The organism is Haemophilus influenzae, assembly GCF_019703545.1.
GTDB lineage: Bacteria > Pseudomonadota > Gammaproteobacteria > Enterobacterales > Pasteurellaceae > Haemophilus > Haemophilus influenzae_E.
In genome coordinates this window covers 814573-838031 of the sequence record NZ_AP018771.1, presented here as the reverse complement: position 1 = coordinate 838031, position 23459 = coordinate 814573, and the positions used below count along the sequence as shown (strand labels likewise).

The following is a 23459-nucleotide window of genomic DNA, read 5'->3' as shown; positions in this document are numbered from 1 at the left end:
CTACAGCAAAACTTTAGAATGAATAAAATTTTATTAAAAACAACCATAATTTTTACCGCACTTTTCTCTCTGAACGTTGTTGCGTCTCCTCTAGATTGGCAAAAAGTGAAACGCCCTATTCCAAGTGAAGATGGTAAAGCAAGTCCTATTGGTAGTTATACCAACGGGTGTATTATTGGAGCGCAAGCATTACCGCCGAAAGGTGAAGGTTACCAAGTTATTCGTATGAATCGCAATCGTTATTATGGTCATCCAAATATGATTCAGTATCTTGAACGTTTGGGGCAACGCGTTAAAGCTGCTGGGTTGCCAACGATGTTAGTGGGCGATATTGCCATGCCGGGTGGCGGGCGTTTTTTAACGGGTCATGCTAGCCATCAGATGGGATTAGATGCGGATATTTGGTTAAGAATGGGCGAAATGTCAGACGCCGATGCACTGAATTCTGATGGTAAAGGTTTATTAGTTGTAGATAGAAAGGCGCAACGAGTGGATGAACGAGTATGGAATAGCAATCATGCGACCTTAATCAAGTTAGCTGCGCAAGATCCAAGTGTCACACGTATTTTTGTTAATCCTGCGATTAAGGTAAAATTATGTCAAACCGCTGGCAATGATCGCAGTTGGCTACACAAAGTTCGTCCTTGGTATGGACACAACTCTCATTTTCATGTTCGTTTAACTTGCCCCGCAGATGCATCTTATTGTGAAAATCAAGCGCCTGTGCCTGCTGGTGATGGTTGTGGAGACGAATTATATTCTTGGTTTGAACCGCCAAAACCAGGTGCTTCAGTGAGCAAACCTAAAGTTACACCGCCTGAGCCGTTTTTGTGCCAACAAATTTTAAATTCCCCGAATCGGAGTGAATGGTTAGAATAGTATTAAGGTAAATCAATATGGATATCGGCATTGATCTTTTAGCAATATTGTTTTGTGTTGGTTTTGTTGCATCATTTATCGATGCAATTGCTGGCGGTGGTGGATTAATTACTATTCCAGCGTTGCTTATGACTGGCATGCCACCGGCAATGGCGTTAGGCACTAACAAATTGCAAGCTATGGGCGGTGCATTATCCGCAAGCCTTTATTTCTTGCGAAAAAGAGCGGTCAATTTACGCGATATTTGGTTTATTTTGATTTGGGTTTTCTTAGGTTCAGCCCTAGGTACATTATTAATTCAATCAATTGATGTGACGATTCTCAAAAAAATGCTGCCTTTTTTGATTTTAGCCATTGGTCTATATTTTTTATTTACCCCTAAATTAGGTGATAAAGATCGAAAACAGCGTTTAAGTTACATGTTATTTGGTCTTTTAGTTAGCCCATTTTTAGGTTTTTATGATGGCTTCTTTGGGCCAGGGACTGGCTCAATCATGAGTTTAGCCTGTGTTACTTTGCTAGGATTTAATCTCCCGAAAGCGACGGCACATGCAAAAGTGATGAACTTCACTTCGAACCTTGCTTCTTTTGCGCTTTTCTTATTGGGCGGACAAATTCTTTGGGAAGTGGGTTTCGTGATGATGGCTGGGAGCATTTTAGGTGCAAATTTAGGTGCCAAAATGGTGATGACGAAAGGTAAAACCTTGATTCGACCGATGGTTGTTATCATGTCTTTTATGATGACGGCTAAAATGATTTACGATCAGGGTTGGTTTCATTTTTAATTCGGAAAGCGCGCAAAAGTGCGGTTAAAATTAATTACATTTTATTATGTCGGATAATCAACAAAATTTACGTTTGACGGCGAGAGTGGGCTATGAAGCGCACTTTTCATGGTCGTATTTAAAGCCTCAATATTGGGGGATTTGGCTTGGTATTTTCTTTTTATTGTTGTTAGCATTTGTGCCTTTTCGTCTGCGCGATAAATTTGCGGGAAAATTAGGTATTTGGATTGGGCATAAAGCAAAGAAACAGCGTACGCGTGCACAAACTAACTTGCAATATTGTTTCCCTCATTGGACTGAACAACAACGTGAGCAAGTGATTGATAAAATGTTTACGGTTGTTACACAAGTTATGTTTGGAATTGGTGAGATTGCAATCCGTTCAAAGAAACATTTGCAAAAACGAAGCGAATTTATCGGTCTTGAACATATCGAACAGGCAAAAGCTGAAGGAAAGAATATTATTCTTATGGTGCCACATGGCTGGGCGATTGATGCATCTGGCATTATTTTGCACACTCAAGGCATGCCAATGACTTCTATGTATAATCCACACCGTAATCCATTGGTGGATTGGCTTTGGACGATTGCACGCCAACGTTTCGGCGGAAAAATGCATGCACGCCAAAATGGTATTAAACCTTTTTTAAATCATGTTCGTAAAGGCGAAATGGGTTATTACTTACCAGATGAAGATTTTGGGGCGGAACAAAGCGTATTTGTTGATTTCTTTGGGACTTATAAAGCGACATTGCCAGGGTTAAATAAAATGGCAAAACTTTCTAAAGCCGTTGTTATTCCAATGTTTCCTCGTTATAACGCTGAAACGGGCAAATATGAAATGGAAATTCATCCTGCAATGAATTTAAGTGATGATCCTGAACAATCAGCCCGAGCAATGAACGAAGAAATAGAATCTTTTGTTACACCATCTCCAGAGCAATATGTTTGGATTTTGCAATTATTGCGTACAAGGAAAGATGGCGAAGATCTTTACGATTAGATTATTTTCTATTATCTAGAGATTCCCAAAATTGCTCGGCATACATATTTAATCTTGTATTTATTCGATAGATATATGCCTTTATTGGAATAATCAGTTCATTATCATCAAGAATAACTAGTTTATTCTGCCTTAGCTCCTCTTTTATTGAGTACTCTGGTAACCAAGCTATTCCTTGCTTGTTTAAAACCATATTTTTTAATAACTCACTCATAGAAGAAACAAAAATCGTTCTAAAATTAAGATGTGAGTAGAGATTTAGTTTTCTATTTACCAATCTTCCCATATAAGAATTTTTTGTATAATTAAGTAACGGAGTCTCTTCTTTAGAAAAAGAAAATTCAGGTTCTTTATCTTTATTTAATGCACTTACAGGATATAGATTTGATTCTAACATTTCTTTTGATAAAAAAGGTTCTTGACGTAATAGATCATCATAAAATGAAAAAATAAAATCACTTTTTCCTTCAACCAAAGTTTTTACTGTTTGATCAACATCAATTGCTTCAACGGAATAAATAAAGTTCTGGTGTGATTGACCAATATCATGAATTAACTTTGGCATTACAGATAAAGATAGGGAATGTGCAGCTGCAAAAGTTATATTCGGTTTTTTTTGTGTATTCTGCCCTAATAATTCATCAAGATTATACTGTAACTGTTTTAAAAGGTTTCTAGCTTGCGAATGAAATAATTTTCCTTCTTCTGTAAGTTGAAGTGGGACAGAGGATCTATCGAAGAGTTTTACACCAATAGATTCTTCAAGAGAAATTATTCTCCGGCTAAAAGCTGATTGCGATAAATTTCTATGTTCTGCTGCCTGTGAAAAATTGCGTGTATCTTCCAGTATTAAAAAATCTTCTAACCATTTTGTTTCAATATTTTTCATTTATTATTTCTCTCTATGCTAATTTTGCATACCTTATTCTTAAATATGTAATAGCTTATCACTTTTTGTTTTTTATCATATTGATTTTAATCATTATTTTGTACATTTGTAATGTGCGCAATTTATGCTATGCAATATTTGCATTGGCGTGCGATTTGTTGCATTTCTCTTATTTCATTAGATTTTGTTAAAAATAAATAACCCAAAGATAAATAGGAGAATTTTTCTTATGAAGAACATTATTGGTATTTTAGGTGGAATGGGACCAGCAGCAACGGCAGATATGTTTCAGAAATTTATTCAATTTACACCAGCTCATTGTGATCAAGAACATATTCCTCTTGTTATTTCGTCTATTCCTGATATTCCCGATCGTACAACTTCCATTTTGCATGGAGGAGAATCACCACTACTTGCAATGGAGGAACGCATTTATGGGTTAGAAAATGCGGGTGCTAAATGTATCCTAATTGCCTGTAATACTGCACATTATTGGTATGATGAACTAAAAGAGAAATGTCATGTTGATATGTTAAATATTATTGATTCAACAATTAATGAAGTTCTACAAATGGGTAAAACAAAGATTGGTATTCTTGCTACTGATGCTACTTTAGCAACAAAGCTATATCAGAAAACATTAGAAAAATATGGATTAATTTGTCTTCTTCCCAATGAAGAACATCAAAAATCGGTCATGGAAAGTATTTATTTATATAAGAGCGGAGAGATTCAAAAAGCTGAAGAATTAATGTTAATACAACGTGATGAACTTATTCGTCACGGTTCAGAAGTAATTATTCTAGGGTGTACGGAAATCCCATTGATCCTAAAAAATGCAATGAGAGAGCAACCTATACTTTATGAGGATTCTACAGCAGCATTAGTTAGAGCTGCTATTCGTTGGTATCAAACTCATTGATTAAGGAGATGATTATGGTCTGGGTTGAAATTTTTGTTGTTCTAGCCTCTATTGTACTTGGCCTTAGATTTGGAGGTATTGCCATTGGTTTATTTGGTGGTCTTGGACTTGCTATCTTAACGTTGGGTTTAAGACTACCAATAGGATCTGTTCCAATAGATGTTATTTTGATCATAATGTCTGTATCTCTTTCAGCAGCAACATTGCAAGCTACAGGGGGAATGGCATTCTTAGTTAATTATGCAGAAAGATTAATGCGTAAAAATCCCAAACATATAAATTTTATTGCGCCAATGATTACTTGGTTAATGACCATTTTTGCAGGTACTGGATTTATTGTTTTTTCTACATTACCTGTCATTGCTGAAGTTGCAAAAGAATCTGGAATTAGACCATCCAGAGTTTTATCGGGAGCGGTTGTATCATCTCAGCTAGCTGTTGCAGGCTCACCAATTAGTGCAGCAATGGCAGCAATGATCACTATTATGGAAAATAATTCTGTTACATTTTTCCAAGTTATGGTCGTTTGTTTACCTGTATCTTTTGTGGCTTCAATGGTAGCTGCATTTGTAGCTTCTAAACAAGGTTGTGAGTTAAAAGATGATCCTGTGTATTTACAACGTTTAAAAAATGGATTAGTTTCTAAGACAGAATATAAAACAAGTGATACACCTAAATCAGCTAAGATTTCAGTGCTAATTTTCTTATTGGCTACAGTTGTTATTGTATTATTTGCAACACTACCATCTTTAAGACCTGTGTATGAAAGTGGTAAAGCTATGGGAACAAGAGATATTATAGTTGTAGTTATGCTCACTTCGGCTTGTTTGATGCTAGTAACAAGTAAAACGAAACCCGAAGCCGTTGTTACAAATTCAACATTTAGATCAGGAATGAGCTCCGTAGCAGTTATTTTGGGGATCGTTACATTAGGTATTACATTTGTTGATGCTCATTTAGGAAATATTAAAGAAATTGCAGGAGATGTATTACATACATACCCAATGCTACTTGCACCAGTATTGTTTTTTACTTGTGCACTATTATACTCCCAAGGTTCTACAACTCCATTAATTATACCTCTTGCAGTTGCACTAGGAGTACCTAATTGGGCTATTTTAGGATCTTTCGTTGCAGTTACTGGTATTTTTCTTTTACCAACTTATCCTACTTCATTGGCAGCTATGGAAATGGATACGACAGGAACTACTAGAGTGGGTAAATATATTTTCAATCATCCATTTATGTTGCCTGCATTATTAGGTGTTATAGCTGGTGTTGCATTTGGATTTGCTTGGGCACCAATAATCGTTAAATAAAGTAACCTAATTTTAGGTAGGGAGGTTAGCCTCCCTATTTTATTTTGGATAAAATATAATAGAAGGTCTTATAATATCTCAGGTAAATATAAGAGCATATTCTCGAAAACGGATATTCAATAAGGTAAATAAGAAATGGAAGAAAAAATTCGGCTGACGCAATACAGCCATGGTGCAGGTTGAGGCTGTAAAATTTCGCCTAAGGTGTTAGGGACAATTTTACATTCAGAACTGGAAAAATTTTATGATCCAAATCTGCTTGTTGGCAATGAAACTGCTGACGATGCAGCGGTGTATGATCTGGGTAATGGAACTGCGATTATCAGTACCACAGACTTTTTCATGCCGATTGTGGATGATCCTTTTGATTTTGGACGAATTGCCGCAACCAATGCCATCAGTGATATTTTTGCTATGGGCGGTAAGCCGATAATGGGAATTGCCATTTTAGGTTTTCCAACCAATGTATTACCTGCAGAAGTTGCACAGAAAATTGTTGAGGGAGGTCGTTTTGCTTGCCATCAAGCAGGGATTGCTTTGGCGGGTGGACATTCCATTGATTCGCCTGAACCTATTTTTGGTCTAGCTGTGACAGGTGTGATTGACACTGAAAAAGTGAAACGTAATACGTCTGCAAAATCAGGTTGTAAGCTTTATATGACGAAACCGATTGGTATTGGTATTTTGACGACAGCAGAGAAAAAAGGAAAACTAAAACCAGAACATCAAGGTTTAGCCACTGCCGCTATGTGCCAAATGAATTCTATTGGTAGTCAATTTGCCCAAGTGGATGGCGTCACCGCAATGACGGATGTCACGGGATTTGGTTTACTTGGTCATTTAATTGAAATCTGTGAAGGTTCAAATCTAAGTGCGGTAGTTTTTTCGGACAAAATTAAAACTTTGGACGGTGTAAAAGATTATATTGCTCAAGGTTGCGTACCCGGTGGAACAGGGCGTAATTTTGAGAGTTATGGACATAAAATTGGCGTATTGACGGAAGAACAAAAAGCGATTTTGTGTGATCCTCAAACATCAGGTGGTTTATTAGTGGCAGTTGAGTCTAATTGCGTTCAAACAGTAATTGACATAGCCAAAGATGCGGGCATTGATTTATATGAAGTGGGTAAATTGAAACCTAAATCAGAATCCGATATCGTTGTTGAAGTAAAATAAGGAATTTTAATCGATCATCCTAATGATTAATTAAATTACCATGAGCCACATAGCAAAAAACCTTGGAATATCCCAAGGTTTTTTTAGATTATCATTAAATATAATGGAATTATGCGCCTAAACGCTCTTTAATACGAGCTGATTTACCTGAACGTTCACGTAAGTAGTAAAGTTTAGCTTTACGTACCGCACCTTTACGTTTAACTGCGATAGAATCTACAGCTGGAGAGTGAGTTTGGAATACACGCTCAACGCCTACGCCGTTAGATACTTTACGTAAAGTAAATGCTGAGTGCAAGCCACGGTTACGAATTGCAATAACCACGCCTTCGAATGCTTGCAAACGACGTTTGCTACCTTCAACTACCCATACTTTAACTTCTAAAGTATCACCTGGGCGGAAGCTAGGTACGTTTTGTTTTAATTGTTCTTGTTCAAGTTGTTTGATAATGTTAGACATTGTTTGATCCTTTATTGATCCTAGATGTAACTGAAACTAACTGTTATGCTCGGCTTGCGCCTCTTTTAACAGCTTACGTTGTTCGTCAGTCAGAGCTAGGCCTTCTAAGAGCTCAGGGCGTCGGAGCCACGTTCTCTGTAGCGACTGTTTTAATCGCCATTTCCGAATTTCTTCGTGATGTCCCGACATCAGCACAGGTGGTACAGTTAATCCTTCTAACACTTCTGGTCTAGTGTAATGCGGGCAATCTAATAAACCATCTGCAAAAGAATCTTCCTCTGCGGAGGCTTGTTTGCCTAATACACCGGGAATAAAACGCGCAACAGCATCAATTAATGTCATTGCTGGCAATTCCCCACCAGTTAGAACGTAATCGCCGATTGACCATTCTTCATCAATTTCAGTTTGAATCAACCGTTCATCAATCCCTTCGTAACGTCCACATACTAAAATCAATTTCTGATTTTGAGCAAGCTCGGTTACGCCGCCTTGATCGAGTTTACGTCCTTGTGGCGAAAGGTAAATCACCTTTGCTCCTTCTCCTGCCGCAGCTTTTGCAGTATGAATCGCATCCCGTAAAGGTTGCACCATCATCAGCATTCCTGGACCACCACCATAAGGGCGGTCATCCACGGTTTTATGCTTGTCGAATGTAAAATCTCTTGGATTCCAACATTCAACTTTCAGAAGATTATGTTTTACGGCTCTACCTGTAACCCCAAATTCCGTAATCGCTTTAAACATTTCGGGGAATAATGAAATTACCCCTATCCACATAAAAAGCCTACTACATTACGTTTGTGCATACTTGAGATTAGAAACCAGCGTCCCAATCCACTTCAATTGTTTTTGTGGTGAGATCGACTCTTTTAACTACTTGTTCATACAAAAACGGAATTAACCGCTCTTGTTTTCCAAAAGCATCTTTGGTATTGGCTTTAACCACTAATACATCATTAGAACCCGTTTCCATCATTTCTGTTACTGTTCCCATTGTATAACCTTCTAAGTTTACGACTGTACAACCGATTAAATCGTGCCAGTAATAATCGCCCTCTTCTAGTTCTGGGAAAACAGATAAATCTACACCAATTTCAACATTCGCTAAAATTTGTGCAGCTTCACGGTCATCAACGCCTTTTAATTTAACGATGATTTCGTGATTATGATAACGCCAGTTTTCTAATTCAATTGATTGCCATTCGCCTTTGATTTTTAAAAACCAAGGTTGATAATCAAAAATGCTTTCAGCTTGTTCTGTTGATGAATAAATACGCAACCACCCACGAATACCGTAGGTTGAGCCTAATTTGCCCACAACTTCAATATGTTGTTGTTCCATATTTTTCACCTATCTTAGTTTGAGAACTAAATCAAAAAGCAAAATTATGCTGCTTTTTGTGCTTCTTTTACCAAGCTCGCAACACGATCAGAAAGTGAAGCACCTTGAGCAACCCAGTGATTTACACGCTCAAGATTAATGCGAAGACGTTCTGCATTACCTTGTGCAATTGGATTGAAGAAACCTACACGTTCAATGAAGCGACCGTCACGAGGTGAACGACTGTCAGCGACTACGATTTGATAAAATGGGCGTTTTTTAGCTCCGCCACGAGATAAACGAATGGTTACCATAACCTTCCTCTAAATGTTTAATTACTAAAAGAATATTCTCAAATTCGAAAGTGATTTGAGAATATAGCTTACTTTTTTCTCTGTATATATAGACAAAAAGCCTGCGAATTTTATACTTTTCAAGCAAAATTGCAAGTTTTGTATGCATAAAGTAGGTTGTATTCCTTTTAATTATCATTCACAATTTATTTTGTTTTGCGATATAATACGAGGCATCCAACTGTTTTAGGTCAAATTTACGCGTATAGCGGTATTTTAGCTTGATAAAATATCAGTTAAATGAGGTTTATTATGAAAATTAGTTTTCATTCTGTGTTAATTGGATTAGCATCATTTATTGGTGTTCAACAAGGTGTAATAGCTAGTCCATCTTCTCATCAATCAATATCCACTGAATCAGCTGAGGCTTTGAAGCAACAATTTTCAATGGCTTTAGCTAAACAAGACAAACAACAAATTACAAATTTACAAAAAAAACTTACCGCACTTTTTTCTTTACCTCCCCAATTTCTTGATAATCAGATCCAAATAAGCGAAAAAATCCTCACTCGCATTTTTAAAACAGATAAAAATCTCACGCCTAAATTTCTTGATTACTTATACTTTGAGCCAATAAATACTGTTGATGCTAATTTAATTCAGGAAATGAAGAAAAACTTACTGGTGTCTTTTTTAGCAAATGATCAGGCAAAAATTTATATTCGTCAAACAGATAATTCAGAGCAATTTGTTCAGACTTTAATGGAGCGGGGAGCAAAAGCAGATCAAATTATATTACTGTCTTTGAATGCCAAAGGTATATTTCAAAAAATTATTGAACAAATACGTCAAGATTTTCCGAATCAGACTATTTTTTCGATTACTGAAAATCGTATTAGTTTGATTACTCCTTCTTCAGAAATTAAGTCTCGCCTTGCTTTAGCAAATATGATGTTCAATCGCCAATTTAAAGGTGTGGAAGTTGATGATTTCTCGTATTTAGATCAACCTCGAGAAAATTTACAGCACAATAATGATGCAATTCGTTACAAAACCTTTCAAGCAATGCTAGAAGGTTTAAATTAATCCCTTACCAATAGGAGTTTTTATGCTTTTATCCAAAAAATCAGCTACCTTTGCACTCAGTGCATTTGCGATGCTTTTCACTAGTGTAGCTCTTGCCAAAGAGGCACCACAAGCTCACAAAGCTGTGGAATTAAGTATTTTGCACATCAATGATCACCATTCTTATTTAGAACCGCACGAAACACGGATTAATTTAAATGGTCAGCAAACCAAAGTGGATATTGGTGGTTTTTCTGCTGTCAATGCAAAACTTAACAAATTGCGTAAAAAATACAAAAATCCATTAGTACTGCATGCAGGCGATGCCATTACTGGTACGCTTTACTTCACGCTGTTTGGTGGTTCTGCAGATGCAGCTGTGATGAACGCAGGTAATTTTCATTATTTTACTTTAGGTAATCATGAATTTGACGCGGGTAATGAAGGGTTATTAAAACTGCTTGAACCATTAAAAATCCCTGTGCTTTCAGCTAATGTGATTCCTGATAAAAGTTCAATTTTGTATAACAAATGGAAACCTTACGATATTTTCACTGTGGATGGAGAAAAAATTGCCATCATCGGTTTAGATACCGTGAATAAAACAGTGAATTCCTCTTCACCAGGTAAGGATGTGAAGTTCTATGATGAAATTGCTACCGCACAAATTATGGCAAATGCGCTAAAACAGCAAGGAATTAATAAAATTATCCTACTTTCACACGCAGGTAGTGAAAAAAATATCGAAATTGCTCAAAAAGTAAATGATATTGATGTGATCGTTACTGGCGATTCACATTATTTATACGGAAATGATGAATTACGTAGTTTAAAACTTCCAGTAATCTATGAATATCCACTTGAATTTAAAAATCCAAATGGAGAGCCTGTATTTGTAATGGAAGGCTGGGCTTATTCTGCCGTGGTGGGGGATTTAGGTGTTAAATTCAGCCCTGAAGGTATAGCGTCTATTACTCGTAAAATTCCTCACGTGTTAATGAGTTCTCATAAACTTCAAGTGAAAAATTCGGAAGGTAAATGGGCTGAATTAACTGGCGATGAACGTAAAAAAGCACTTGATACTTTAAAATCAATGAAAAGTATTTCACTTGATGATCACGATGCAAAAACCGATAAGCTTATTGCTAAATATAAAAGTGAAAAAGATCGCTTAGCACAAGAAATTGTGGGCGTTATCACTGGTTCTGCAATGCCGGGTGGTTCAGCAAACCGTATCCCAAATAAAGCAGGATCTAATCCAGAAGGTTCTATTGCAACGCGTTTTATTGCAGAAACAATGTATAACGAACTCAAAACAGTGGATTTAACTATTCAAAATGCTGGCGGTGTACGCGCAGATATTTTACCGGGCAATGTAACCTTTAATGATGCTTATACTTTCTTACCTTTCGGAAATACGTTATATACCTATAAAATGGAAGGTTCGTTAGTGAAACAAGTGCTTGAAGATGCGATGCAATTTGCTTTGGTTGATGGCTCTACAGGCGCATTCCCTTATGGTGCAGGTATTCGTTATGAAGCGAATGAAACACCAAATGCGGAAGGTAAACGTTTAGTGAGTGTTGAAGTCTTGAATAAACAAACCCAACAATGGGAACCGATTGATGATAACAAACGTTATCTTGTCGGAACAAATGCTTATGTTGCAGGCGGTAAAGACGGTTATAAAACCTTTGGTAAATTATTTAACGATCCAAAATATGAAGGCGTTGATACCTACTTGCCTGATGCAGAAAGTTTCATAAAATTTATGAAAAAACATCCGCACTTTGAGGCTTACACTTCATCAAATGTGAAATTTAATGCTTCAACTGATGCATTACCTAAAAAATAAAATTGAAAAATAGGCTAAAAATAGCGCGTATTTAACGCGCTATTTTTGTTATTAGTCCTAGGTTTGAAGACTTCATAGATGATTAAGAATTTTAACTATTCCATATTTAGATGCTTTCTCGTGGAAAATAAATTCCCTATAAAGGTTGAAAAATAGGGTGATTTATTGCGATAATCTACCCCATTTTTTGGGAGATCTTTCTATCTTCTGCATTTTTACGCAGTTTATTTTCATTAGAAATGATCGAATTTTATTTCACTTTTAATTTAATTAGATAAAAAACAATGGCGGAAAAACGTAATATTTTTTTAGTAGGACCAATGGGTGCAGGTAAAAGTACTATCGGTCGTCAATTAGCACAACAACTTAATATGGATTTTATTGATTCCGATGCAGTGATTGAAGAACGTACGGGCGCGGATATTAGCTGGATTTTTGATTTGGAAGGCGAAGACGGCTTCCGAAAACGTGAAGAACGCATTATTAACGAACTCACACAAATGCAAGGTATTGTACTTTCAACTGGTGGGGGAGCAGTGCTTTCTAAGGAAAACCGTAATTATTTATCAGCACGTGGTATTGTGATTTATTTAGAAACAACGGTGGAAAAACAATTCCAACGCACTCAACGTGATAAAAAACGTCCATTGCTCCAAGATGCAGAGAATCCTCGTCAAGTATTGGAAGATTTAGCAAAAATTCGCAATCCGCTTTATGAAGAAATTGCGGACATCACTTTGCCAACTGATGAACAAAATGCCAAAGTAATGGTAAATCAAATTGTTGATTTAATTGATAATATGAATGGATTAAATGGTGCGCTTTAAACACACCTAAGGATAAATTATGTTGTGCGTCAATGTGGAATTGCAAGAGCGTCGCTATCCTATTTTAATTGGTAGCGGATTGTTACAAGATGAACGTAGTTACCCGATTAAACGTGGGGATCGCGTGATGATTGTAACGAATTCTACAGTTGCGCAATTTTATCTCGATACAGTCATCTATGCGTTGGAAAAACGTGGTTGCGTAGTCGATCATGTTTTATTGCCAGATGGCGAAAAATACAAAACACTTGAATCTTTAAACTTAATTTTCACCGCACTTTTGCAAGGTAATCATGGGCGAGATACCACGATTATTGCATTGGGCGGCGGCGTAATTGGCGATGTTGCTGGCTTTGCTGCGGCAAGTTATCAGCGCGGCGTGCGTTTAATTCAAATTCCAACCACATTGCTTTCACAAGTGGATTCTTCAGTGGGCGGTAAAACGGCGGTTAATCATGAATTAGGCAAAAATATGATTGGCGCGTTCTATCAGCCATCAATGGTTATTATTGATACGCTCACGCTTAATACGCTTCCTAAACGTGAAGTAAACGCGGGGCTTGCCGAAGTTATCAAATATGGTGCCATTTTAGATTACGAATTTTTTGAATGGCTAGAGCAACATATTGATGAACTTGTCGCTTTGCATCCTGAGGCACTTCAACATTGTATTTCTCGTTGTTGCCAAATTAAAGCAAATGTGGTCGCGAGAGATGAAACAGAAAAAGGCGATCGTGCATTGCTCAATCTTGGACATACTTTTGGGCATGCCATTGAAACTCACTTAGGTTATGGAAACTGGCTTCATGGAGAAGCTGTTTCAACGGGAATGATGATGGCAGCGGCGCTTTCTGAAGAACTTGGAGATATTTCTATTGCAGATGTGTCTCGCCTTGAAAAATTACTTGCTCGTGCTAATTTGCCCACCGTATCACCGGATACGATGCAGCCGGAGGACTATTTACCGCATATGATGCGTGACAAAAAAGTTCTAGCGGGTAAATTACGTCTGGTGCTACTCAAATCTCTAGGTCAAGCTTATGTGGCGAATGATACCGATCATACCCTCGTGTTAAATGCAATTCGTCGTTGTACTCAAACGGATTAAGATGTTACGTCCGAAAAAACAATCTTTAAAACCTAAGTTAAAACACCGTCCATTTTTAAAATGGGCGGGGGGAAAATTTCGCTTAACGGACGATATAAATAAAGCCTTTCCAAACAAAAAAAACTGCTTAATTGAGCCATTTGTGGGTGCTGGAGCAGTATTTCTTAATTCTAATTTTGAACGCTATATTTTGGCAGATATCAACCCAGATTTAATCAATCTATTCAATATTATTAAAGAAAATGTAGATGGTTATATTGAAGCTTGTAAACCGATTTTTTTTGCTGATGATGCCAATACACCCGATTATTACTATACCAAACGTCGTCAATTCAATGCTTCTACGGATCCTTTCGAACGTTCGATTATTTTTTTATATTTGAACCGTTTTGGTTTTAACGGATTATGCCGTTATAACAACAAAAATGAATTTAATGTGCCTTTTGGGGCTTACAAAACTCATTATTTTCCAGAAGATGAATTACGTTATTTCGCTCATAAAGCGCAAAGTGCGGTGTTTTTATGTTGTGATTTTCAAAAAACTTTTGAACTGGCAGATAAAGATTCGGTGATTTATTGCGATCCGCCTTATGCTCCGCTACAACAGGATACTAATTTTACTGGTTATGCGGGCAATGAGTTTGGTTTGATACAGCAACGTGCTTTGGCAGATTTAGCGAAATCTATACAAAAAGAAAAACAAATTCCGATATTGATTTCTAATCACGATACTAAATTTACCCGTGAAATTTATAACGGTGCTAAATTTAAACGGGTAAAAGTTCAACGTTCTATTAGTCAGAATTCAGAAAAACGCGTAAAAGTGAAAGAATTGATTGCGATATTTGGTGCTCGTAAATAATAAAAATAGCCCTTACTTTATACTAAAAGTACCAAAATCGTAATTTTAAAACCACAATAAAATAATATATTGTGTATTACCATTTATCTCTTACAGTACCTATATACTTTTTTGATACTAACCCCAAATACTCACAAGTCTGTAATTTTACCTGTAATCCTTTTGTTTTATCAGAATGATTATCTAGAAAACTCATCCAATCATCAGAATAATTATTATCCTATAGTAGAATGTAAATTATTTTAATAACGCCTTATTTGTACTGTGGATAATTCATCAAAATTTAAGCCTGTTATGCTTTATTCTTTAGTGTATAACAAATAGGATAAAAATGGAAAAAGCAAAACCATCCAAGCAAAGAAATTTTAATCACTGTCAAGGAGTACATTATTGAATTTGGTAATAAAGCGTTAGGTTTAAAAGATACTAGACCCAAATGCCACTGCCCTATTTGTGCTCAAGTTTTATTTGAGAAAAATGTCAATACAGTGCCATCCTCTAATAGCAATTTTTCTAATTACCCAAAAAGCGAATTCTGCCCCATAAAATTAAACTAAAGCAATTTATACCAATCATATTTTCCATTATTACCAAATAAAACGCATGGACTGAATTAAAAAATTCATTCAGAAAAAATTGGCAAAAATATTATCGTCAAATTAGCTTTTTGGCAAAAAACTTATAACCTATTGAATTTATTATATTAGCTAATCAACAAAAAATTTGGGAATACGATAAACTTGAAGAGTATCAAATTCCTTATATTCTATTAACATTAGCAGACTGTCCTAACCAAAAAGGAACATATAAAAATAAACGCCACTGCTGGTTTAGATTTTGGTTTGATGCTTCAATTCAAAGATATGAAGATATTTGGAATAATAGTTCTTTACCAGTATTGTGGACAACCTATTATTACCTATTAGGGAAACAAAGAAAACCTTCAGAAATAAATCTAAAAAACATGAATTATTTCATCATGGATAAAACTTTCTTAGAACAAGAAATATTATTTCCCCAATTTATTATTCAAAATATAGAGCGGTGGTTTGAAACACACAATTTTGTATAGATAAGTCAGCACCTAATACTATTTCATGACGAAGATCGCCTTTTTCTTCAAAAAGGCAAAAATAATGCTATTAATCAACCATGCCAGCAATGTCGCCACCAACAAATCTATTGGGTAATGCATGCCTAATCGCACACGGCTAATCAACATCAATAAGCCCCACACCGCAATACCCGCCACCAGCAATTTTGCTTTAAAAGAACGGTTACCCAATAATTGGGTAAAGCCAACAGCAAGCATTAGCCAAGTTGCCGCAAAAATCGTATGTCCAGAGGGGAACGAATACCCCGTTTCATTTTCATAATGATGAACTAACCAAGCTGGTGTAATGGCATCCATCGAATAAAAATTCTTAGCTATTTCAGCACGCAAAGTGCGGTCATTTTTATAAAAGTTTTCAGGCGTTGAATGAGTTTGCTCAGCTAGATAAACGGTGAATGGACGAGGTTCTTCAAATAATGCTTTTGCCCCTGTTTTTGCGGCTTGAGTTGCAATAACTGAAATCCCCATCACAATTACGCCTAATAGCCATTGTTTTGGATTTTTAAATAAAAACGCGAACAAAAGCGTAAACAACACACAGGTGATTAAGGCATAAGGTACGCTACCCGTTTCAGTGAGCAAATAAAGCCAATAATCAGCTTCAGTTAATTGGCTATTACCATGCCACTGATAGGAAATACCCCAAATAAAAAATGGTACAAGACAAAGTAATAACGTATATAATGACAGCCTTTTGAACATGCTCGCCCCTTGATAATAAAAAATAACGCGCGCATTCTAACAGAAATGACTACGAATAAGGATCACTTTATGGCAAAAATTCAGCTAGTTGCGCAAGCCAATTTACCCACTGAATACGGTATTTTCAAAATGGTGGGATTTGAATTCCCAGATACAAAAAAAGAACATGTAGCCTTAGTGATGGGCGATATTTCTAATGCTGATGAACCTGTATTAGCACGTATCCATTCTGAATGTTTAACTGGCGATGCGCTTCACAGCTTAAAATGCGATTGTGGGTTCCAACTGGCGACAGCATTGAAACAAATTCAAGAAGAAGGTCGTGGTGTCTTAATTTATCATCGTGAAGAAGGTCGCGGAATTGGTTTGATTAATAAAATCCGTGCTTATTCTTTACAAGATAAAGGAATGGATACCATTGAAGCTAATCTTGCTTTAGGTTTCAAAGCGGATGAACGCAACTTTGAAGTCTGTGCCGATATGTTTGAGCTACTTGGTGTAAAAAAAGTTCGCTTAATGACCAACAACCCAGAAAAAGTAGAAACCATGAAAAAAGCAGGTATCAACGTGGTTGAGCGAGTACCGCTTAATGTAGGCGAAAACCGCTACAACACAAAATATCTTGATACAAAAGCGAAAAAAATGGGGCATTACATTGTGCATAACAATGATGAACAACATTTAATGACCTGTCCACATTGCCAAGAAGAGATTATTTAATAAAACAACACATGTTAAAAAAGCCATACTGTTATATTGAACAGTGTGGCTTTTTTATTTAAACTCTCAGTTACGGAATAATCGAAGGATTTTTTAGCATATTGCTAAAAACGAGAAACCCCGTCTCGTATTCCAAAGATCGGGGCTTATCAGGAGTAAGTAAAATGAAAAAAACGCTCTTTTTCATTTTCTTGATTATCTGTTGTTTAGTTAGCTGTTCAGGTACAGTTATCTAAGATAATCGCAAGGGGACGATGTAGGAGTTGTCCCCAATGCCTCCAATCTTAAAGAATTCTTTCCTTGATTGCAAGGGCAATTATTGACTTTGAACCTTTCTCCACAAATCTTTACTGTAAATGACACCGACAGAATTTACTTGATCACCCATTATACTCGGTGCAAGATAAACAGGCGTACTATATTGAAAAATGGGTAACACTAAATGCTCTTGTTGAACTATCCCTTTTAATTTTGCGTAATTTTCTAACCGCACTTTTTCGGATGTCGTCGTCATTGCACTTTCAAATAAACGATCAAATTCCGCATTTTTATAGCCATTTTTGTTATCTGGGCTTTTTGAATAGAATAAATTTAGAAATGCTGCAGGATCATTAAAATCAGCACACCAGCCAGAACGAATTAATTGAAAATCGCCTTTTGTGCGGGCCGTTTGCAATTCTTGCCAGCTCATCCCTTGATTTTCAACTCGTAATAAATCAGATTGTGATAATTGATGATTTAATCGCATTGCAATGGTTTGATTCAGAGATGAATCATCATAACGAATACGTAATTTCAATGGACGAGTTTCACTAATTTGATTTTGGGAAAAGAGCTGTTCTGCAACAACTGGCTCCCAAACAGATTCTTGCTCACCTAGCATAGATTTTGGCAAAAAAGTATTGTTAGGATAAAGATGAGCAATATCTGCAACCAAATTATTGGTAGAAATCATCGAAACAATCGCTTTTCTTACCGCACTTTTTTGTAACACAGGATCGGAAAGATTAAACTCATAGAAGTAAGTACAAAGTTGCGGATAATCTTGGATATTCTGATCGACTTTTTTCGGATTCATTACAACATCAAAATCAGACAAATCTGCATCAACGGAAATTTTTTGATACTTCACTTGCTGAAATATCACTTTTTCTTTCGCCCAATAATAAGGATTGGTAGTTAAAATATGCTGATTTTCAGCCTGACTTTGTAACTGATATGCGCCATTACTGATAAATATTTCAGTCGATTTAGCATAGTGAGGCAAAAGACTGACATGTGCCAGCATAGAAGGTAAATATGGCGATGCTTTATCTAATTCAATGCGTAAAGTGCGGTCATTTTCAGCAAACAATCCTAGGGATTCAACAGGTAACGCTTTTTCCAATACTGCCTTCGCATTTTTCAGATTCATAAAAGCCAAATAATTTTTAAGTGGGCTTTCAGATTGAGAAAGTGTTTGCCAAGATTGTACAAAATCTGATGCAGTGATAGGCTCATCATTTGACCATTTAGCATTTTCACGCAAAGTGAAAATCCAAGTTTTATTGTCTTCGGTTTGCCAATTTTCTGCTACAGCTGGAACAAGATTACCTTGCACATCATAAGCTGTTAATCCTTCAAAAAGATCTCGTAATAATTGAGTTTGTTCTTCGCTTTGTGCTTGCCAAGGTTGCAAAGTCAAATCGCTATAAACGCCACGTTTTAATTCAACTCGGTTAGATTCTAATTGAGTATTTTTTTGTGTCTCAATTTGTGGCGAAATAGGCTTAGGACTATCCAATTTATCACAAGCCACCACCGTAAAAATAATAGAAAAAATAACCGCACTTCGTTGGCACAAGGCGAACAAATTATTCATTTTCGGTTTTAATCCAAAATAAGAAGAACCAAAACTTAATACAAATCAACGCAACAATAACACTACGCCCTATTACACTTGGCGTGAAATAAAAACCAATTAGTAGCATTGTGGTAGCAAAAGTCAAAATAAAAATTTTGGTATTTTTCTTTAATGATCGATTTTCATGAAAGGACTTGAGATGTTTTTGATAAATACTTGTGCCTAAAAACCATTGTTCTAAGCGTTTTGAACCTTTTGTGAAGAAAAATAAAGTAAGTAATAAAAAAGGCGTGGTAGGCAAAAGAGGAAGAAAAATCCCAATGATGCCAATTGCAAGTGAAAGAAAACCTAAAATAATGTAAATAATTTTCATAATGTTCCTAATAAAAAAGAAAATGCAAACTATTATTACTGATTTTTTAGATTTTTCAACCTTGATATTATAGAATTTGCCGTCACATAAAAAGCAGTTTTCAAAAAAAGGAACATTTATGTCTATGTCAAATCCATTACTTAACATTCAAGGCCTACCGCCATTTTCACAAATCAAGCCAGAACACATTCAACCAGCTGTTGAAAAATTAATTCAAGATTGTCGCAATACGATAGAACAAGTGTTAAAACAACCACACTTTACTTGGGAAAATTTCATTTTGCCTTTAACGGAAACTAATGATCGCCTAAATCGTGCTTGGTCGCCCGTTTCTCATCTCAATTCAGTAAAAAATAGCACTGAATTACGTGAAGCCTATCAAACGTGCTTGCCGTTACTTTCTGAATACAGCACTTGGGTTGGTCAGCATAAAGGGCTTTATAATGCCTATTTAGCGTTAAAAAATAGTGCTGAATTTGCCGATTATTCTATTGCACAAAAGAAAGCCATTGAAAATTCACTGCGTGATTTTGAACTTTCAGGTATCGGGCTTTCCGAAGAGAAACAACAACGTTATGGCGAAATTGTGGCACGCTTATCGGAATTCAATTCACAATTCAGCAATAATGTATTAGATGCCACAATGGGTTGGGAAAAACTCATTGAAAACGAAGCTGAACTTGCTGGCTTACCCGAATCCGCACTGCAAGCAGCACAACAATCTGCCGAAAGTAAAGGATTAAAAGGTTATCGTTTTACGTTAGAAATCCCAAGTTATTTGCCTGTGATGACTTACTGCGAAAATCGTGCATTGCGTGAAGAAATGTACCGTGCTTATGCAACACGCGCCTCTGAACAAGGCCCTAACGCGGGCAAATGGGACAACAGTAAAGTTATGGAAGAAATTCTTACATTACGCGTGGAATTGGCGAAATTACTCGGTTTTAATACTTACACCGAACTCTCACTTGCCACAAAAATGGCAGAAAACCCACAACAAGTGCTTGATTTCTTAGATCATCTTGCCGAACGTGCCAAACCACAAGGCGAAAAAGAACTGCAAGAATTGAAAAATTACTGCGAAAAAGAATTTGGTGTCACGGAACTTGCACCTTGGGATATTGGTTTTTACAGCGAAAAACAAAAACAACATTTATACGCCATTAATGATGAAGAACTTCGCCCATATTTTCCAGAAAATCGCGTGATTTCAGGATTGTTTAAATTAATTAAACGCATTTTCAATATTCGTGCAGTGGAACGCAAAGGCGTGGATACTTGGCATAAAGATGTGCGTTTCTTTGATTTAATCGATGAAAATGATCAACTCCGAGGCAGTTTCTATCTTGATTTATATGCGCGCGAACATAAACGTGGCGGTGCGTGGATGGATGATTGTATCGGACGTAAGCGTAAACTGGATGGCAGCATTGAAACGCCTGTGGCTTATTTAACTTGCAACTTCAACGCCCCTATAGGGAATAAACCAGCGTTATTTACTCACAATGAAGTCACCACGCTATTCCACGAATTTGGGCACGGAATCCATCATATGCTCACGCAAATTGATGTATCCGATGTGGCGGGTATAAATGGCGTGCCTTGGGATGCTGTGGAATTACCAAGTCAATTTATGGAAAACTGGTGCTGGGAAGAAGAGGCTTTGGCGTTTATTTCAGGGCATTACGAAACAGGCGAGCCGTTGCCAAAAGAAAAACTCACGCAATTATTAAAAGCGAAAAATTTCCAAGCTGCAATGTTTATCTTACGTCAGCTTGAATTTGGGATTTTTGATTTCCGCTTGCATCACACCTTTGATGCGGAAAAAACCAATCAAATTTTGGATACACTTAAATCAGTGAAATCACAAGTTGCCGTCATAAAAGGCGTAGATTGGGCAAGAACGCCACACAGCTTCAGCCATATTTTTGCAGGGGGCTACGCCGCAGGTTATTACAGCTATTTATGGGCTGAAGTATTATCAGCAGACGCTTATTCACGCTTTGAAGAAGAAGGTATTTTCAACCCAATCACCGGCAAATCATTCTTAGATGAAATTCTCACGCGTGGTGGCTCAGAAGAACCAATGGAACTCTTCAAACGCTTCCGTGGCCGTGAACCGCAATTAGATGCGTTGTTAAGACATAAAGGAATTATGAACTAATACGTCAAACTATAGGGCATGCACAACATGCCCTTTCTCAAATATTTTTCTCGACATAAAAACATAGTAAATTTTAACCGCACTTTATCCAAACAAAACCTACAAACGAGACATTATTTTTACAAATAGCTGTAAGATAAACGCATAGAAATTCACGCAGAATAGACTAATTTCCTGTATAATTTTTCACATATCTATTCAACTCATTACACAAAATATTCTGAGGATTTTATGGCTGCTGCAATTCAACAACGTGCCGAACTTCAACGTCGTATTTGGCAAATTGCTAATGATGTGCGAGGCTCAGTCGATGGCTGGGATTTCAAACAATATGTACTTGGCACACTTTTTTACCGTTTTATTAGCGAAAATTTTGCCAATTACATTGAAGCAGGCGATGAAAGCGTAAATTATGCCCAATTACCTGATGAAATCATTACCCCAGACATTAAAACAGATGCCATTAAAACGAAAGGCTACTTTATTTACCCAAGCCAATTATTTAAGAATGTTGCGGCTAATGCTGGCAACAATCCTAATTTGAATACTAATTTAAAACAGATTTTTACTGATATTGAAAACTCAGCGACGGGCTTTCCGTCTGAACAAGATATTAAAGGCTTATTTGCCGATTTTGATACCACCAGCAATCGCCTAGGCAACACCGTAAAAGATAAAAACGACCACTTAACGGCTGTTTTGAAAGGCGTGGCTGAACTTGATTTTGGCAAATTTGAAGATAACCACATTGATTTATTTGGCGATGCATACGAATATCTTATTTCTAACTATGCCGCCAATGCAGGCAAATCTGGTGGCGAATTTTTCACCCCACAAAGTGTTTCCAAACTCATTGCTCAAATTGCAATGCACGGGCAAACCTCGGTCAATAAAATTTATGACCCTGCAGCAGGTTCTGGCTCACTTTTGCTTCAAGCCAAAAAACAATTTGATGAACATATTATTGAAGAAGGCTTTTTCGGGCAGGAAATTAACCATACCACATACAACCTTGCCCGTATGAATATGTTTTTGCATAACATCAACTACGACAAGTTTGATATTGCTTTAGGTAACACCTTAATGGAACCACAATTTGGCGATGATAAACCTTTCGATGCCATCGTTTCTAACCCACCTTACTCCGTGAAATGGGCTGGCTCCGACGATCCAACACTGATTAACGATGAACGCTTTGCCCCTGCCGGTGTGCTTGCACCGAAATCTAAAGCGGATTTTGCCTTTATTTTACACGCATTAAGCTATCTTTCAGGCAAAGGCAGGGCGGCGATTGTCTCCTTCCCTGGCATTTTTTATCGTGGCGGTGCCGAGCAAAAAATTCGTCAATATTTGGTGGATAATAACTATGTGGACGCGGTGATTGCGCTTGCGCCAAATCTCTTTTTTGGCACCAGTATTGCGGTGAATATTTTGGTGCTTTCCAAGCACAAACCCAATACCCAAACCCAATTTATCGACGCCAGCGGTTTATTTAAATCTGCCACCAATAACAACATCTTAGAAGAGGAACATATTGAGCAAATCCTAAAACTGTTTGCCGATAAAGAGGATGTGCCGCATTTGGCAAAATCCATATCCTTTGAAGAAATCGCCCAAAATGACTACAACCTTGCAGTCAGCTCTTATGTGGAACAAAAAGACACTCGCGAAGTAATTAATATTGATGAACTCAATGCGGAAATTCGTAAAACTGTAGCCAATATTGACCGCTTGCGTGCTGAGATTGATAAGATTGTTGCAGAAATTGAAAGGTAATAA

Annotated in this window: 22 protein-coding genes; 14 read left to right on the top strand and 8 right to left on the bottom strand. The window is 36.9% G+C overall.

Annotated features, from left to right (window positions below; translation table 11 throughout):
• Positions 1-18 precede the first annotated feature (18 nt).
• The 3 genes from mepA to lpxM are packed head-to-tail and all read left to right on the top strand — an operon-like array spanning position 19 to position 2667.
• A complete protein-coding gene (gene mepA, locus K6J66_RS04155; protein ID WP_038439100.1) occupies positions 19-879 on the top strand; it encodes a penicillin-insensitive murein endopeptidase in 861 nt (286 codons plus the stop codon).
• A 17-nt stretch (positions 880-896) separates the two neighbouring features.
• Entirely contained in the window at positions 897-1664 is a 768-nt protein-coding gene (locus tag K6J66_RS04150) for a TSUP family transporter (RefSeq protein WP_038439102.1), read from the top strand.
• Between the two features lie 46 nt (positions 1665-1710).
• Positions 1711-2667 (top strand): lauroyl-Kdo(2)-lipid IV(A) myristoyltransferase, encoded by a 957-nt coding sequence (gene lpxM, locus K6J66_RS04145; RefSeq protein ID WP_005661383.1) that lies wholly within the window; start codon positions 1711-1713, stop codon positions 2665-2667.
• Position 2668: 1 nt separating this feature from the next.
• On the opposite strand, the gene hypT is transcribed toward lpxM, so the two are convergent.
• Positions 2669-3556 (bottom strand): hypochlorite stress DNA-binding transcriptional regulator HypT, encoded by an 888-nt coding sequence (hypT, locus tag K6J66_RS04140; RefSeq protein ID WP_038439107.1) that lies wholly within the window; start codon positions 3554-3556, stop codon positions 2669-2671.
• A 229-nt stretch (positions 3557-3785) separates the two neighbouring features.
• On the opposite strand from hypT, the gene cuyB reads away from it, so the two are divergent.
• The 3 genes from cuyB (at position 3786) to selD (ending at position 6973) form a co-directional block, all read left to right on the top strand.
• The gene (gene cuyB / locus K6J66_RS04135) at positions 3786-4478 is read left to right on the top strand and encodes a cysteate racemase (RefSeq protein WP_038439110.1); all 693 of its coding nucleotides are present in this window, start codon (positions 3786-3788) and stop codon (positions 4476-4478) included.
• A 14-nt stretch (positions 4479-4492) separates the two neighbouring features.
• Positions 4493-5797, top strand: a complete 1305-nt coding sequence (locus K6J66_RS04130; protein ID WP_038439112.1) for an anaerobic C4-dicarboxylate transporter — start codon at positions 4493-4495, stop codon at positions 5795-5797.
• 135 nt (positions 5798-5932) lie between these two features.
• On the top strand, positions 5933-6973 hold the full coding sequence (selD, locus tag K6J66_RS04125) for a selenide, water dikinase SelD (protein WP_080281345.1): 1041 nt from the start codon (positions 5933-5935) through the stop codon (positions 6971-6973).
• 109 nt (positions 6974-7082) lie between these two features.
• Here the strand turns inward: selD and rplS are convergent, their stop codons facing one another.
• The 4 genes from rplS to rpsP are packed head-to-tail and all read right to left on the bottom strand — an operon-like array spanning position 7083 to position 9068.
• Positions 7083-7433, bottom strand: coding sequence for a 50S ribosomal protein L19 (rplS, locus tag K6J66_RS04120; RefSeq protein WP_005648735.1), 351 nt, complete (start codon positions 7431-7433; stop codon positions 7083-7085).
• A 36-nt stretch (positions 7434-7469) separates the two neighbouring features.
• Positions 7470-8210, bottom strand: coding sequence for a tRNA (guanosine(37)-N1)-methyltransferase TrmD (gene trmD, locus K6J66_RS04115; RefSeq protein ID WP_005661387.1), 741 nt, complete (start codon positions 8208-8210; stop codon positions 7470-7472).
• A gap of 37 nt (positions 8211-8247) precedes the next feature.
• Complete coding sequence (gene rimM, locus K6J66_RS04110) at positions 8248-8775, bottom strand: ribosome maturation factor RimM (protein WP_005653863.1); 528 nt, start codon at positions 8773-8775, stop codon at positions 8248-8250.
• Between the two features lie 44 nt (positions 8776-8819).
• A complete protein-coding gene (gene rpsP, locus K6J66_RS04105; protein ID WP_005653865.1) occupies positions 8820-9068 on the bottom strand; it encodes a 30S ribosomal protein S16 in 249 nt (82 codons plus the stop codon).
• Positions 9069-9359: 291 nt separating this feature from the next.
• Between rpsP and K6J66_RS04100 the strand changes: the two genes are divergently transcribed.
• The 5 genes from K6J66_RS04100 (at position 9360) to K6J66_RS04080 (ending at position 14764) form a co-directional block, all read left to right on the top strand.
• A complete protein-coding gene (locus K6J66_RS04100) occupies positions 9360-10133 on the top strand; it encodes a hypothetical protein (RefSeq protein WP_005648742.1) in 774 nt (257 codons plus the stop codon).
• A gap of 22 nt (positions 10134-10155) precedes the next feature.
• Positions 10156-11967: an NAD nucleotidase gene (gene nadN / locus K6J66_RS04095; protein ID WP_005653867.1), complete on the top strand. Its 1812-nt coding sequence runs from the start codon at positions 10156-10158 to the stop codon at positions 11965-11967.
• A 284-nt stretch (positions 11968-12251) separates the two neighbouring features.
• Positions 12252-12794, top strand: a complete 543-nt coding sequence (gene aroK, locus K6J66_RS04090; RefSeq protein WP_005658483.1) for a shikimate kinase AroK — start codon at positions 12252-12254, stop codon at positions 12792-12794.
• A 19-nt stretch (positions 12795-12813) separates the two neighbouring features.
• Positions 12814-13902, top strand: a complete 1089-nt coding sequence (aroB, locus tag K6J66_RS04085; RefSeq protein ID WP_038439121.1) for a 3-dehydroquinate synthase — start codon at positions 12814-12816, stop codon at positions 13900-13902.
• Between the two features lies 1 nt (position 13903).
• On the top strand, positions 13904-14764 hold the full coding sequence (locus K6J66_RS04080; RefSeq protein WP_038439124.1) for a Dam family site-specific DNA-(adenine-N6)-methyltransferase: 861 nt from the start codon (positions 13904-13906) through the stop codon (positions 14762-14764).
• Between the two features lie 1090 nt (positions 14765-15854).
• On the opposite strand, the gene K6J66_RS04075 is transcribed toward K6J66_RS04080, so the two are convergent.
• Entirely contained in the window at positions 15855-16580 is a 726-nt protein-coding gene (locus K6J66_RS04075) for a phosphatase PAP2 family protein (protein WP_014550544.1), read from the bottom strand.
• 69 nt (positions 16581-16649) lie between these two features.
• On the opposite strand from K6J66_RS04075, the gene ribA reads away from it, so the two are divergent.
• Positions 16650-17300, top strand: a complete 651-nt coding sequence (gene ribA, locus K6J66_RS04070) for a GTP cyclohydrolase II (RefSeq protein WP_005629111.1) — start codon at positions 16650-16652, stop codon at positions 17298-17300.
• Between the two features lie 316 nt (positions 17301-17616).
• On the opposite strand, the gene K6J66_RS04065 is transcribed toward ribA, so the two are convergent.
• Positions 17617-19161, bottom strand: coding sequence for a peptide ABC transporter substrate-binding protein (locus K6J66_RS04065; RefSeq protein WP_005664364.1), 1545 nt, complete (start codon positions 19159-19161; stop codon positions 17617-17619).
• The gene (locus K6J66_RS04060) at positions 19154-19516 is read right to left on the bottom strand and encodes a YbaN family protein (RefSeq protein ID WP_005653887.1); all 363 of its coding nucleotides are present in this window, start codon (positions 19514-19516) and stop codon (positions 19154-19156) included. The genes K6J66_RS04065 and K6J66_RS04060 overlap by 8 nt, the downstream gene beginning before the upstream one ends.
• 124 nt (positions 19517-19640) lie before the next feature.
• Between K6J66_RS04060 and prlC the strand changes: the two genes are divergently transcribed.
• A complete protein-coding gene (gene prlC / locus K6J66_RS04055) occupies positions 19641-21680 on the top strand; it encodes an oligopeptidase A (protein WP_038440226.1) in 2040 nt (679 codons plus the stop codon).
• A gap of 231 nt (positions 21681-21911) precedes the next feature.
• Positions 21912-23456, top strand: coding sequence for a type I restriction-modification system subunit M (locus K6J66_RS04050; protein WP_038439127.1), 1545 nt, complete (start codon positions 21912-21914; stop codon positions 23454-23456).
• Positions 23457-23459 lie beyond the last annotated feature (3 nt).

Excerpts from the sequence above, each read along its gene's own strand:
- K6J66_RS04130 (WP_038439112.1), top strand. The coding sequence starts at position 4,493 with ATGGTCTGGGTTGAAATTTTTGTTGTTCTAGCCTCTATTGTACTTGGC.
- rplS (WP_005648735.1), bottom strand. The coding sequence starts at position 7,433 with ATGTCTAACATTATCAAACAACTTGAACAAGAACAATTAAAACAAAAC.
- K6J66_RS04150 (WP_038439102.1), top strand. The coding sequence starts at position 897 with ATGGATATCGGCATTGATCTTTTAGCAATATTGTTTTGTGTTGGTTTT.
- nadN (WP_005653867.1), top strand. The coding sequence starts at position 10,156 with ATGCTTTTATCCAAAAAATCAGCTACCTTTGCACTCAGTGCATTTGCG.
- hypT (WP_038439107.1), bottom strand. The coding sequence starts at position 3,556 with ATGAAAAATATTGAAACAAAATGGTTAGAAGATTTTTTAATACTGGAA.
- mepA (WP_038439100.1), top strand. The coding sequence starts at position 19 with ATGAATAAAATTTTATTAAAAACAACCATAATTTTTACCGCACTTTTC.
- K6J66_RS04080 (WP_038439124.1), top strand. The coding sequence starts at position 13,904 with ATGTTACGTCCGAAAAAACAATCTTTAAAACCTAAGTTAAAACACCGT.
- K6J66_RS04100 (WP_005648742.1), top strand. The coding sequence starts at position 9,360 with ATGAAAATTAGTTTTCATTCTGTGTTAATTGGATTAGCATCATTTATT.
- ribA (WP_005629111.1), top strand. The coding sequence starts at position 16,650 with ATGGCAAAAATTCAGCTAGTTGCGCAAGCCAATTTACCCACTGAATAC.
- aroB (WP_038439121.1), top strand. The coding sequence starts at position 12,814 with ATGTTGTGCGTCAATGTGGAATTGCAAGAGCGTCGCTATCCTATTTTA.
- rpsP (WP_005653865.1), bottom strand. The coding sequence starts at position 9,068 with ATGGTAACCATTCGTTTATCTCGTGGCGGAGCTAAAAAACGCCCATTT.
- aroK (WP_005658483.1), top strand. The coding sequence starts at position 12,252 with ATGGCGGAAAAACGTAATATTTTTTTAGTAGGACCAATGGGTGCAGGT.
- prlC (WP_038440226.1), top strand. The coding sequence starts at position 19,641 with ATGTCAAATCCATTACTTAACATTCAAGGCCTACCGCCATTTTCACAA.
- lpxM (WP_005661383.1), top strand. The coding sequence starts at position 1,711 with ATGTCGGATAATCAACAAAATTTACGTTTGACGGCGAGAGTGGGCTAT.
- trmD (WP_005661387.1), bottom strand. The coding sequence starts at position 8,210 with ATGTGGATAGGGGTAATTTCATTATTCCCCGAAATGTTTAAAGCGATT.
- cuyB (WP_038439110.1), top strand. The coding sequence starts at position 3,786 with ATGAAGAACATTATTGGTATTTTAGGTGGAATGGGACCAGCAGCAACG.
- K6J66_RS04065 (WP_005664364.1), bottom strand. The coding sequence starts at position 19,161 with ATGAATAATTTGTTCGCCTTGTGCCAACGAAGTGCGGTTATTTTTTCT.
- K6J66_RS04075 (WP_014550544.1), bottom strand. The coding sequence starts at position 16,580 with ATGTTCAAAAGGCTGTCATTATATACGTTATTACTTTGTCTTGTACCA.
- rimM (WP_005653863.1), bottom strand. The coding sequence starts at position 8,775 with ATGGAACAACAACATATTGAAGTTGTGGGCAAATTAGGCTCAACCTAC.
- K6J66_RS04050 (WP_038439127.1), top strand. The coding sequence starts at position 21,912 with ATGGCTGCTGCAATTCAACAACGTGCCGAACTTCAACGTCGTATTTGG.
- K6J66_RS04060 (WP_005653887.1), bottom strand. The coding sequence starts at position 19,516 with ATGAAAATTATTTACATTATTTTAGGTTTTCTTTCACTTGCAATTGGC.